Origin of the sequence: Helicobacter pullorum (genome assembly GCF_900638355.1) — a bacterium.
Classification (GTDB): Bacteria; Campylobacterota; Campylobacteria; order Campylobacterales; family Helicobacteraceae; genus Helicobacter_D; species Helicobacter_D pullorum.
Genome location: NZ_LR134509.1, coordinates 237,050 through 249,008, shown reverse-complemented (window position 1 = coordinate 249,008; position 11,959 = coordinate 237,050). Strand labels below are relative to the sequence as shown.

The following is an 11,959-nucleotide window of genomic DNA, read 5'->3' as shown; positions in this document are numbered from 1 at the left end:
AACATATTCGCACTTTTTTGCTAAAATTTACTATCTCAAAAATGCAAAGGTAAAATATGTTAGTTGCTCCAAGTATCCTCTCTGCAAATTTTGGCAAACTCGATGAAGAAATCCAAGCAATCTGTAAAGCGGATTGCGACTTTATCCACATTGATGTAATGGATGGGCATTTTGTCCCCAATCTCACAATGGGACCTATCATTGTCGAATCTGTGGCAAAAGTCGCTACAAAACCACTGGATATTCATCTTATGGTGCAAAACAATAATTTTTTTGTCGATTTATTTGCCCCATTGAAACCCAAATTCCTTTCTTTTCATATTGAAGAAGAAAAACATGCAAATCGCCTAGTCCAAAAAATTCGCGATTATGGAATCTCTCCTGCAATTGTTTTAAACCCTCACACCAGCTTACAATCCATTGCTTATTTGATTGAATATGTAGATATGGTATTGCTTATGAGTGTAAATCCGGGATTTGGGGGGCAGAAATTTATCCCAAACACTTTTGATAAAATCAAAGTACTCAAAGATATGATTGAAAGTCTTAATCCCAACTGTCTAATAGAAGTTGATGGGGGAGTGAGTGACAAAAATATTATGGAACTCAAAAAATGTGGAGTAGATATTGTAGTGGCTGGAAGTTATATATTTAGCGGAAATTACAAAGAAAAAATCTCATCTTTAAAATAATTTACCCAAAACAGCACCAAGCAAAATTGCCTTGGATGCTGATATTTTAAAAGCTAGGTAAAATAGCGCCTTTGTAGTGTGTCAAAATAAAATCTTTAATCTCTTGACTTTGGAGTGCCTCTACAAGCTTCTTGATTGCTGCTTCATTTTCTTGTCCCTCTTTAACCACCACGATATTTGCAAAAGGCGAATCTTTTGATTCTAAAGCAATCGCATCATTGAGAGGATTTAATCCCGCTAAGAGAGCAAAATTCGTATTAATCACTGAAATTGTAACATCATCTAATGCTCTAGCAAGTTGTGGAGCGTCCATTTCTTTGAAATTAAGCTTTTTGGGATTCTCTACAATATCTTGCACAGAGACAAGCTCCACACCCTCTTTTAACTTAATAAGTCCATTAGCTTCTAAGATTCTTAATGCTCTAGCACCATTAGAAGGATCATTAGGCAAGGAAACCAAATCTCCCTCTTTTAGCTCATCAAGGCTTTTAATTTTGTTAGAATACACACCCATTGGCTCTAAATGAATGTTTGCCACACTTACTAATTTTGTGCCTCTTTCTTTATTAAAAGAATCCAAATAAGGCTTGTGCTGGAAGAAATTTGCATCTAATGAACCATCATTGAGTGATAAATTAGGTGTTACATAATCTGTAAATTCTTTAATCTCTAATGCAACACCTTCTTTTTTAAGCACTGGAATTACTTGCTCCAAAATTACTGCATGTGGCTCTGGAGTAGCACCCACTACAAGCTTAACTTCTCCCTTTGATTCTGCACTATTTTCTTTTACAGAATCCCCACAACCACTAAAAACCAATACGGCTGCTATTCCCAACAAACCAATTATTTTTTTAAACATATGCTTCCTTAAATCTAAAAATTAATGTTTCAATTTTCTGTAAAGAAAATCCCCAAAACTTTGGATAATCTGTACAAGAACAATCAAAATCACAACGGTATATAACATAATATCGCTTTGGAATCTATAATATCCATATTTTATTGCAATATCTCCAAGCCCTCCACCACCAACAGCACCCGCCATTGCACTAAAACCAATTACCAAAATAAGTGCCAAGGTGATTCCTGATACAATACTTGGCAAAGCTTCAATAAACATGATTTTAAAAATAATCTGAAAATGACTTGCCCCAAAGCTTTGTGCTGCCTCTATCACGCCTTTATCCACTTCTTTTAATGCACCCTCAATAATTCTCACAATAAAAGGTGCAGCACCAATACTAAGAGGGACAATGGCAGCTGTCGCACCGATACTTTTGCCCAAAATCCATTGCGTAAAAGGAAATAAAACTACCATTAAAATCAAAAATGGAAAAGAGCGTAAAGTATTTGTAATAGCGTCCAAAACTCTATATACCACTGCATTTGGTTTCAATCCACTAGGACTACACAATACAAGCAAAATTGCAGGAACTACCGCAAGCAATGCAGCAATAGTTGTGGCTATTATACTCATATACAAAGTATCCAAAGTCGCTTCAAAAAGCAATTTCATTAATTTTATATCCATTTTACAATCCTTACTCCACTATTTCCCAACGCGTCCCACTTTGCGTTAAAAACCTACAAACTCTTTCTTGAAATTCTTTTTGTATATTAATTACAAGCACTCCCAAAGCAATTCCGCCAAAAGATTCTAAATTTCCCCATACGATATTAAAATCCACCTGCAATTCTCTAGCCATTTGCGTAATGATAGGATTTTGTGCAACTTCTTTTGGAAAATAGATTCGGATATTCACTCCGCTTTGAGGCAAAATTTCATTTTCCCCTAAAAACTCCCGCATTTTTTTGTCTGGCTCCAAAAACAGCGATTCAATATTACCACTTTTAATAATCTCTCCATTCTCCATAAACGCTGCTTCTTGACAAATCTTTTTTACCACTTCCATTTCATGGGTAACCAAGACAATTGTTACTCCAATTTCTTTGTTGATTTGCAATAAAAGCTCCAAAATAGAACTTGTTGTAGAAGGATCTAATGCACTTGTCGCCTCATCACTCAAAAGCAAACTCGGATTCATCGCCAATGCCCTTGCAATCGCCACTCTTTGCTTCTGCCCGCCACTTAATTGACTAGGATAAAATTTGATTTTTTCTTGCAATCCTACTAATTCTACAAGTTTCTCTATTTTATTTTTATCAATTTTTTCTCCCCAACATTGCAAAGGCAAAATAATATTTTCATAGACATTTTTTCTCGCCATCAAAGAAAAATTTTGAAATATCATTCCAACTTTTCTCCTAAAATGACGCAATTCTTCAATATTTAATTGATCAATTTGCACACCATCAATCCAAATCTTTCCACTATTGATTTTTTCCAATCCATTAAAAGTCCTAAGCAATGTGCTTTTCCCAGCTCCACTATGTCCAACAAGACCAAAAATAGAGCCTTTTTTAATATTTAAGCAAATATTTTTTAAAACCTCCATAGAACCATAACTTTTATGTAAATTTTTTACCTCTATAAAATCCATCAAAAAACCTTAATTTTTAAAAAATTGCAATTTTATCAAAATTCAAACCACTTTATCTAGCCTAAAAATCAAATAATTCATGAGAAGGCTTATTGCCCTCTAATATGCTATGGAAATGCAAAATTTTGCAAGAATTCTCTAAAATCGCCATAAGTTTTGAGAGATATTGCAAATCCCGATGATAAACATACACACCATAGCCTTTAACTACCATAATCTTTTTATCACTTTCTTTAAAATAACGATTAATTTCAATATCTGCACGTTCATACCAATTATCATAATCTTTAGGGTCATAGACTTCTAATGTGCCTAAGATCTTATACCCAAAATAATCTCTAGGTTCAATTTTGTCATTACTAAGTGTATAGGCAACCGTAAAAGGCGGCATTCCATAGGCAATATATTTTGCATTAGGGATATTTTGATAAATCAATGAATGAATAAACGCATCAATACTCGCTTCTTTCCAGCGATAATCTTGTTTGTGATAAAGCATAATCAAAGAATCTTCTGTCAAATCATCAAAAATTGCGTCCTTTTTATTGATTAAAAAATGCCCCTCTTCAAGCTTTGTGGAAATAGAGCCATGGAAGATTCCAAAAAAATTTTTCCTAAACATTGCAAGGGAAATTGTTTTTAAATCTTGAAAAATTTTTTCCATTCTACCCTTTCTTTAAAAAATTGCATTGATTTTGGCAATAAAATCCAATGGATCAATTTGCACCCCTCTTACTAAGATTCCAAAATGCAAATGCGGACCACTTACCCTACCGCTATTTCCACTTAGAGCAATCAACTCCCCTCTCTCCACTCTATCGCCCACTTTGACTTTAATCTCACTGCAATGATAATACATACTAAAAATCCCCTCCCCATGATCAATCACCACAGATTGACCAGCTAAGAATCTATCTTTAGCAATTACCACTTTACCGCTATTGCTTGCATAAATAGGCGTCCCAATGGCTGCCCTAAAATCTGTCCCACTATGGTAGCTTTTAATTTCTTGATTAAAAAGCCGTGCATTCCCAAATTCACTTGTAATTTTGCTCTCCATAGGATAAATAAAGGGCTTATCCCAATAAATTCCTTTTGTATAGTTTGCATAAATTTTATTTGCTTCATCTCTTTCTTGTTTGATTCTAGCCTGATTTTTGGGATTTGGTTTAGCCTTGCTAGAATCCACACTAATTTGCTCACTTTTATAATTTCCCTTGTAAATACGCACAATTTTGCCATTATCCAAATGCAACTTTCTTTCTTTGGCATAATATGAAATAGGCAAAACCAAAATGCTTTTATCTTTTTCTTGTGGATGAGGAATCCATATTTGACTTTTCTCTTTTAATTTTCCAATCTCATTAGAATCTTCTACCAAAACCAAAGTTTTACCATTTTCTACTATCAATTCACTTGCAAATAATTTTGCTACACATAGCATTAACAATACAATTTTTTTCATCAATACAAAATTCCTTTTACTCCATAAACTAATAATTTTGAAGTATTTTAGAAAATTATCAAAGTTTTACTTATAAAGCAATTTAGCCAAAAAACTTTGATTATTTTCCCCATCTTTTACGATAATTGAATTTTTATTTTTAAGAAAGTTTAGTTTATTTTATTAATTTAACTTGACATTAATTGACTAAAGTTATATAATTTTACTTGAAATTCACAAGAATAATTGCTAAAATTCAATTTTGAAGTTGTTATTTTTGTTTGAAAGGAGTGAAATTCTATATGCAAGATGAAAATGAAAAAATAGATTCTCCACAAGATGAGAACACACAAGAAGAACAAGAGATTTCTGCGCAAGATTCTAAAGAATCGCTTGAAAATAAAATTAAAGAGCTAGAAGATCAATATTTAAGGACTTATGCTGATTTTGAAAACACCAAGAAACGCTTAATGAGAGAAAAAGATCAAGCCTTGGAATACGCTTATGAAAAAATCGCAAAAGATTTATTGCCTAGCATTGATACTTTGGAAATTGCTTTAAAAACAATCAAAGAATCTAAAGAAAATAGCGATCAAACAGAAATCTTAGGAAAAATAGAGGAGGGAATTGCATTAACATTAGATAATTTATTAAAAACACTTGCCAAACATGGGATTGAACCCATTGATGCAAGTGGAGAATTTGACCCGAATTTTCACGATGCCATTATGCAAGTGCAAAGCGATTCGCACAATGCAGGGGAAATTGTCGCAGAAATGCAAAAAGGCTATAAATATAAAGAAAGAGTGCTAAGACCTTCTATGGTTAGCATCGCAAAATCTTAAAATTAATAAAAAGGATATATTATGGGAAAAGTATTAGGAATTGACTTAGGAACAACAAACTCAGCAATGGCTGTTTTTGAAGGAAATGAAGCAAAAATTATCGCAAATAAAGAAGGGAAAAATACAACTCCTTCTGTCGTTGCCTTTACCGATAAAGGCGAGATTCTAGTCGGTGATCCTGCCAAAAGACAAGCGATTACAAATCCAGAAAAAACCATCTACTCCATTAAAAGAATTATGGGGTTAATGTTTAATGAAGAAAAAGCTCAAGAAGCCAAAAAAAGACTTCCTTATAAAGTAGTAGATAGAAATGGAGCTTGTGCTATTGAGATTGCAGGCAAAGTTTATACTCCACAAGAAATTTCTGCTAAGATTCTTATGAAACTCAAAGCTGATGCTGAAAGCTATCTTGGCGAAGAGGTAACCGAAGCTGTTATCACCGTGCCTGCATATTTTAATGATGCACAAAGAAAAGCAACCAAAGAAGCAGGGACAATTGCTGGATTAAATGTTTTAAGAATCATTAATGAACCAACTTCCGCTGCCCTTGCTTATGGATTAGACAAAAAACATGCAGAAAAAATTGTTGTTTATGACTTAGGTGGAGGAACATTTGATGTTACCGTACTTGAAACAGGCGATAATGTCGTAGAAGTTTTGGCAACTGGTGGAGATGCGTTCTTGGGTGGAGATGACTTTGATAACGCAATCATTGATTGGGCTGCAAAAGAATTTGAAAATGAAAATGGCATCAATCTCAAAAACGATGTTATGGCACTCCAAAGATTAAAAGAAGCTGCTGAAAATGCCAAAAAAGAATTAAGTAGTGCTCAAGAAACAGAAATCAATCTGCCCTTTATCACCGCAGATGCAAGTGGTCCAAAACATTTAGTCAAAAAGCTAAGTCGTGCAAAATTTGAAAGTTTGATTGAATCTTATATTGATCAAACTATTAACAAAATCGGTGATGTTATCAAAGATGCTGATTTAAGCAAAGGCGATATTGCCGAAGTTGTAATGGTAGGTGGTTCTACAAGGATTCCAAAAGTTCAAGAAAGAGTAAAAGACTTCATTGGAAAAGAGCTCAACAAATCTGTGAATCCTGATGAAGTTGTCGCAATTGGTGCAGCAATTCAAGGTGGAGTTTTAAAAGGTGATGTTAAAGATGTTTTATTACTTGATGTTACTCCTCTTAGCTTAGGAATTGAAACATTAGGTGGCGTAATGACAAAAATTATTGAGCGAGGCACAACAATTCCTGTTAAGAAAAATCAAGTATTCTCTACAGCTGAAGACAATCAACCTGCTGTAACCATTCAAGTTTTACAAGGGGAAAGAGAATTAGCAAGAGACAATAAAGTATTAGGGAATTTTGAATTAAGCGGAATCCCAGCAGCACCAAGAGGTGTTCCACAAATTGAAGTAACTTTTGATATTGATGCTAATGGTATTTTGACAGTTAGTGCCAAAGATAAAGCAACCGGCAAAGCTCAAGAAATCAAAATCACTGGTTCTAGCGGACTTTCTGATTCTGAAATCGAAAAAATGGTAAAAGACGCTGAACTCAACAAAGAAGAAGACAAAAAGAAAAAAGAAGCTATTGAAGTGAGAAATCAAGCCGATAGCCTTGTGTATCAAACACAAAAAAGCCTAGATGAAATGAAAGACAAAATCGATTCTAGTGAGGCAGAAAAAATTCAAAATGCAATCAATGAATTGCAAGAAACTCTAAAAAATGAAAATGCCTCAAAAGAAGAAATTGAAGCCAAAGTAAAAACATTGACTGAAGCAAGCCATAAACTTGCTGAAGCAATGTATCAAAAAGATCAAAATGCACAAGGCAATACCGCTCAATCCAACAACAAAAAAGATGATGATGTGATTGATGCAGAAGTAGAATAACTAAAATTCTAAATCAATTCCAGCCCTTTGGGCTTGGATTTTCTGAAGTTTTTTTGGTATTTTATAAATTCTTGAATCTTTTAAAAATCTACTCCCTGTTTGATGAAAGCTAAAATTAATCTTAGCTCTCTTAGCTTGTTCCCTTAAATCCAAAACCCATTCATAATCACAAATCCTAGCATTAAATCCAGATTCTCCGCCCACACTAAGATGTTCAATTTTTTCCTTATCCAAAAATCGACTTAAATCCAATCTCTCAAGCAATGGAGCACACACAATCCATCTATGCTTAATTGGCAATTGCAAAAAACTCTCAAGACGCAAAGAAGCATAATATTGATTTTCTACGCTACAACCAACTATTACATTTTCATACCCACTCCCCCAATCACTTGGGATACACTCCATAAATCTCATAATGCGTTTGGTAAAGAAAATAAATGTGCAATTTTTGCGTATCTTTATCATCTCCCACACTTCTTTACGCCAAGAATCTGCCTCTTTGAGCAAAAAATCGCTACTAAAGCATAACCAAATTTTAGAAAAATCCGGAATTTTATAAGTTTGATTTTTATTTTTTTGCAAAGGAAGATAGAAAGATTTTGTTTGATAGATTTCCCTTGAATCTTTTTGATGACTTTTATCAATACTAAAAACATAGCAATTTTTGCATCCAGCACTGATTTTAAAACATCCATGCCAAGGGTTATATCCAAACTCTAATGTTTCCCCAAAAAGATTCTGCAATTTCACTCCAAAAAACAGATTCTACTGCATTTTTAATGATTAATTGCTTGTGCGATACCTAAATTGCCCCTTTTTAAACACCATTTTAAAACCACCTATGCTAAAAAGCCATTTATTTTCGATTGTGTTTTTCATAAAAGCAGCTAATTCTCCACTGACATTTTTATGATAAACAATCCCCACGCCATCTGTATGCCCTATGGAACAAACCGTCCCTCTATGATTAAATAAAAATGGCTTTTCAAACGCCCTACCTTCCAACTTTGCACACAAAAGCTCTGCAAGATAATCTCCCATTTGAGCTGAAAGCTGTGCTGTTGGTGCATGAATTGCATCTTTAGTAGCAGCAATCGCACAATCCCCCACTACATAAATATTAGAGAAATCCTTACATTGCAAATGCGAATCCACAGCGATTCTGCCTTTTTTATTAGGGATTTCTGACTTTTCTACTATATCACTTCCCTTTACCCCTGCGCTCCAAATAATCGTATTCCCTTCAACTTCGATTATTTTGCCATCTTTTTCTACCAAAACCTTATTTTCTTGTATTTCTTTAATATTTCCACTAGAAATGATTTCTACGCCCAATTTCTTTAGTTTGTCCTCTGCAATATCCACTAATTTTGAATTAAAAACAGGCAGAATATGCGGCGAGCGCCCAATACAAGTAACCTTTGGAATCTTCCTATCAATCCCACAAATCAAACACAATTCATCAAGCTGCGTAGCAAGCTCTGCTGCAAACTCTATTCCGGTAAATCCCGTCCCACAAACAATAATTTGTAAATCTTTAGGATTTTTTGTGTGCATAAAATCTTTAAATTTATTTTCAATATTTTTTGTGAGCTTCAAAGCCCGATTGAGAGAAGAAAGTTTATAAGTATAAGCATCTACGCCCTTGATACCAAAACTATCTGGCTTAAATCCAAGTCCAATCACCAAATAATCATAAAAATATTCCCCGCCATTACCAATTACCTTGTTTTCTCTGGGGCAAATCTCAATAATCTTATCCTTAATAAAACGGATTTTTTTAGGATTCAAAATCTTGCGATAATAAATTCTTGCTTTTCTTGAACTCAAAGTGCCTATTGCTACTTTATGTAACAAAGTAGTCTGATAATGGTAGTCATGTTTGCTAATTAAAGTAATATCTGCTTTGGCTTTTAGTTTCTTTTGCAATCCAAGTGCGACTTTTAATCCACCATAACCACCACCGATGATAAGAATATTTTTTCTTGCTTTTTCCATAAAAACCCTTGACTTTTTATTCCTTAGTTTGCATATTAGCAAAAAATATTAATAAAATAATAAAAAGTTTAAATAATATTTTACTTTTAAAGATATTTTAATGTTTTTAATCAATGTTTCTTTGGCTTTGCTATAATTGCATCTTTAAAAATTTTTATTAGGAATCTAAGTGCATAATTTTAGACGCTATACCCTTATTGCCCTCATTATTGCTTTAATCTATTTTTTGGTTGTATTTCCAGAATTTGCCAAAATCTTAGCAGGTGTTGCTATCTTGCTTATAGGAATGACAAATCTTAGCAATGGCTTTAAATCTTTTAGCGGTGGATTATTAGAAAAAATCCTAAAAAAATCTACAGATACTCGCTTTAAAAGTATTTCTTTTGGTGTAATTACCACCATTTTAATGCAGTCTTCTACTTTGGTTTCTATTATTTCTATTTCCTTTCTTTCAGCAGGGCTTATCACTCTAGCACAAGGCATAGGGATAGTCTTTGGTGCTAATCTTGGAAATAGTGCTGGTTCATGGCTCATTGTAGGATTAACTAGCATTAATATTTCTATGTTTGCAATCCCTTTGATTGTTTGTGGGACTTTACTTGGATTCCAAAAAGATTCCTTATTCAAAGGTATTGGGCTTATATTTATGGGCATTGGCTTTTTCTTTTTGGGTGTAGATTATATTAAAAGCGGCTTTGAATCTTACAAAGAAGTAATGGATTTATCCCGCTTTAATTTCGAAGGATTCAAGGGCATTTTGATTTTTGTAGGACTTGGTGCAATTATTACAGGAATCGTTCAATCAAGCCATGCAACTTTAGCCATTATCATTTCGGCTCTTATTAGTGGGCAAATAGGATTTGAAAATGCTTTAGCAGCGACCTTGGGAACAAGTGTTGGCGGAGTTGTTACAGCAGTAATAGCAAGCTTTAGCACAAACATAGAGGGCAAGAAATTAGCCATTGCAAATTGCATTTTTAACTTCACTATTGCATTGATTGTTATTTTATTGTTTCCTTATTTTGTTAGCCTTGTTAATCTTGTCGCACATTACTTATGGATTCCTCAAGATAATCTAGCACTCAAAACCGCACTTTTTCACACTTTATTCAATCTTATTGCAGTGTTATTGATTTCTTTATTTATCAAACAAATTGTTTTCTTTTTGGATAAATTCATCAAAGCACCAAAAGACAGAGATATGGACGCTCCTCTTTATCTCAATAAAAATATTATCAATTATCCTGATACCGCCATTGAAGCATTACAAAAAGAAAGTTTGCACCTCTATAACAACGCTTATGCAATGATTGCACACACCATTGGTTTTAATCGTAGTGATATACGCGGAAAAGAGAGTTTTGACAATATTATCCAAAACAAAAAATGGTTTAGCGGAAATGTTGATTTAGATTATCTCTACAAACGCAAAATCAAAGTGCTTTTTGATGCAATTATGGAATTTTCTACCAAAGCACAAACTTTCGTGCGAGATGAAAAAAAGCATTCAAGAATCTTTGCTTTTAAAATTGCTTCACGCAATATCACTGAAGCCACCAAAAATCTTAAAATTATCCAAACCAATATGAAAGTCTATTCAAGCTCACAAAACAAAGAATTAGCCAATCAATACAATGCAATGCGAAAAGACTTAGGCGAGCTTTTAAGAAGTATTGAAGAGCTAAAAACAATGAAAGATGAAAACGCACAGCTTATTCTCTCTCAACTCAAAAATGCAAAAAATCTCTTGAAAGAAAAAGATTACAACGCCCTCCACAATGTAGAAGAACTCATTTCTCAAGATAAAATCAGCGTAACTAATGGAACTTCTATCCTCAATGATAGTGCTTTTGTCGCACAAATTGCCAACCAATTAATTGAAGCAGTAGAAATTATTTTTGCCAAAGAAGAATGGCTAAAAGAGCAAAATCCACAAGAATCTATCCAAGATTCTTAGAATTTTGTCTCTTGCGTTTTTGATAAAAAATATAAACCGCTATTCCTAATACCACCAAAAACACTAATCCTAGTGTAATAATATGCAAATACTCTTTCAAAAGTGCCTCATTTTGTCCCAAAAAATAACCAAGTGCAGTAAGAATAATAACCCAGATTCCAGCACCCAAAGAAGTATAAAAGCAAAACAAAGCAAGATTCATTTTACCAAGTCCAGCAGGGAGTGAAATATATTGACGCACAACAGGAATTAAACGACCGCTAAAAGTAGAAATATGTCCATGCTTAGCAAAAAAATCTTCCATTTTTTGCATTGTTTTTTCATCAAAGAAAACATATTTGCCATATCTAATAAGAATGTCCCTACCAAAGAAAAGTGCCAAATAATAATTAATCAAAGCACCCGCTAAAGAACCCAAAATCCCAAATAAAATAGCTACAAAAAAATTCATTTCGCCTTGGTGTGCTAAATAACCTGCTGGTATCATTACAACTTCACTTGGAAAAGGAATGAAACTGCTCTCTAAAAGCATCATAAAAAAAATCCCAAAGTAACCCAAAGCGCCAACACTCTCAACAATAAAATCAACAATGGCTTGCAAAATTTCCTCACTT

General features: G+C 33.6%; 12 protein-coding genes. 4 read left to right on the top strand and 8 right to left on the bottom strand.

Translation table 11 applies throughout. The features are described 5' to 3' along the window. Nucleotides 1-56 precede the first annotated feature (56 nt). The gene (gene rpe / locus EL247_RS01230; protein ID WP_126441923.1) at nucleotides 57-692 is read left to right on the top strand and encodes a ribulose-phosphate 3-epimerase; all 636 of its coding nucleotides are present in this window, start codon (nucleotides 57-59) and stop codon (nucleotides 690-692) included. Between the two features lie 46 nt (nucleotides 693-738). Here the strand turns inward: rpe and EL247_RS01225 are convergent, their stop codons facing one another. The 5 genes from EL247_RS01225 to pgp3 form a co-directional block, all read right to left on the bottom strand. Then, nucleotides 739-1,554 carry a MetQ/NlpA family ABC transporter substrate-binding protein gene (locus EL247_RS01225; protein ID WP_065826417.1) on the bottom strand — a complete coding sequence of 272 codons (816 nt, stop codon included), beginning with the start codon at nucleotides 1,552-1,554 and terminating at the stop codon, nucleotides 739-741. Between the two features lie 21 nt (nucleotides 1,555-1,575). After that, complete coding sequence (locus EL247_RS01220) at nucleotides 1,576-2,226, bottom strand: methionine ABC transporter permease (protein ID WP_005022046.1); 651 nt, start codon at nucleotides 2,224-2,226, stop codon at nucleotides 1,576-1,578. Between the two features lie 10 nt (nucleotides 2,227-2,236). Continuing rightward, on the bottom strand, nucleotides 2,237-3,196 hold the full coding sequence (locus EL247_RS01215) for a methionine ABC transporter ATP-binding protein (protein WP_040499894.1): 960 nt from the start codon (nucleotides 3,194-3,196) through the stop codon (nucleotides 2,237-2,239). 61 nt (nucleotides 3,197-3,257) lie between these two features. Further along, nucleotides 3,258-3,860: a class II aldolase and adducin N-terminal domain-containing protein gene (locus tag EL247_RS01210; protein WP_005022043.1), complete on the bottom strand. Its 603-nt coding sequence runs from the start codon at nucleotides 3,858-3,860 to the stop codon at nucleotides 3,258-3,260. A gap of 12 nt (nucleotides 3,861-3,872) precedes the next feature. Continuing rightward, nucleotides 3,873-4,661, bottom strand: coding sequence for a peptidoglycan metallopeptidase Pgp3 (gene pgp3, locus EL247_RS01205; RefSeq protein ID WP_060661519.1), 789 nt, complete (start codon nucleotides 4,659-4,661; stop codon nucleotides 3,873-3,875). Nucleotides 4,662-4,942: 281 nt separating this feature from the next. On the opposite strand from pgp3, the gene grpE reads away from it, so the two are divergent. Further along, complete coding sequence (grpE, locus tag EL247_RS01200; protein WP_040499891.1) at nucleotides 4,943-5,485, top strand: nucleotide exchange factor GrpE; 543 nt, start codon at nucleotides 4,943-4,945, stop codon at nucleotides 5,483-5,485. 21 nt (nucleotides 5,486-5,506) lie between these two features. Then, nucleotides 5,507-7,387, top strand: a complete 1,881-nt coding sequence (dnaK, locus tag EL247_RS01195) for a molecular chaperone DnaK (protein WP_054195413.1) — start codon at nucleotides 5,507-5,509, stop codon at nucleotides 7,385-7,387. Here the strand turns inward: dnaK and EL247_RS01190 are convergent, their stop codons facing one another. Continuing rightward, the gene (locus EL247_RS01190) at nucleotides 7,388-8,140 is read right to left on the bottom strand and encodes a DUF5131 family protein (RefSeq protein WP_230845580.1); all 753 of its coding nucleotides are present in this window, start codon (nucleotides 8,138-8,140) and stop codon (nucleotides 7,388-7,390) included. It lies immediately after the preceding gene. A 33-nt stretch (nucleotides 8,141-8,173) separates the two neighbouring features. Beyond that, complete coding sequence (locus EL247_RS01185) at nucleotides 8,174-9,388, bottom strand: NAD(P)/FAD-dependent oxidoreductase (protein ID WP_126441921.1); 1,215 nt, start codon at nucleotides 9,386-9,388, stop codon at nucleotides 8,174-8,176. Nucleotides 9,389-9,557: 169 nt separating this feature from the next. Between EL247_RS01185 and EL247_RS01180 the strand changes: the two genes are divergently transcribed. Next, nucleotides 9,558-11,345, top strand: coding sequence for a Na/Pi cotransporter family protein (locus EL247_RS01180; RefSeq protein ID WP_005022033.1), 1,788 nt, complete (start codon nucleotides 9,558-9,560; stop codon nucleotides 11,343-11,345). On the opposite strand, the gene EL247_RS01175 is transcribed toward EL247_RS01180, so the two are convergent. Further along, entirely contained in the window at nucleotides 11,329-11,946 is a 618-nt protein-coding gene (locus tag EL247_RS01175) for a DedA family protein (protein WP_005022032.1), read from the bottom strand. The two genes, EL247_RS01180 and EL247_RS01175, sit on opposite strands and share 17 nt — an antisense overlap. Nucleotides 11,947-11,959: the final 13 nt, after the last annotated feature.

Excerpts from the sequence above, each read along its gene's own strand:
- rpe (WP_126441923.1), top strand. The coding sequence starts at position 57 with ATGTTAGTTGCTCCAAGTATCCTCTCTGCAAATTTTGGCAAACTCGAT.
- EL247_RS01225 (WP_065826417.1), bottom strand. The coding sequence starts at position 1,554 with ATGTTTAAAAAAATAATTGGTTTGTTGGGAATAGCAGCCGTATTGGTT.
- EL247_RS01220 (WP_005022046.1), bottom strand. The coding sequence starts at position 2,226 with ATGGATATAAAATTAATGAAATTGCTTTTTGAAGCGACTTTGGATACT.
- EL247_RS01215 (WP_040499894.1), bottom strand. The coding sequence starts at position 3,196 with ATGGATTTTATAGAGGTAAAAAATTTACATAAAAGTTATGGTTCTATG.
- EL247_RS01210 (WP_005022043.1), bottom strand. The coding sequence starts at position 3,860 with ATGGAAAAAATTTTTCAAGATTTAAAAACAATTTCCCTTGCAATGTTT.
- pgp3 (WP_060661519.1), bottom strand. The coding sequence starts at position 4,661 with ATGAAAAAAATTGTATTGTTAATGCTATGTGTAGCAAAATTATTTGCA.
- grpE (WP_040499891.1), top strand. The coding sequence starts at position 4,943 with ATGCAAGATGAAAATGAAAAAATAGATTCTCCACAAGATGAGAACACA.
- dnaK (WP_054195413.1), top strand. The coding sequence starts at position 5,507 with ATGGGAAAAGTATTAGGAATTGACTTAGGAACAACAAACTCAGCAATG.
- EL247_RS01185 (WP_126441921.1), bottom strand. The coding sequence starts at position 9,388 with ATGGAAAAAGCAAGAAAAAATATTCTTATCATCGGTGGTGGTTATGGT.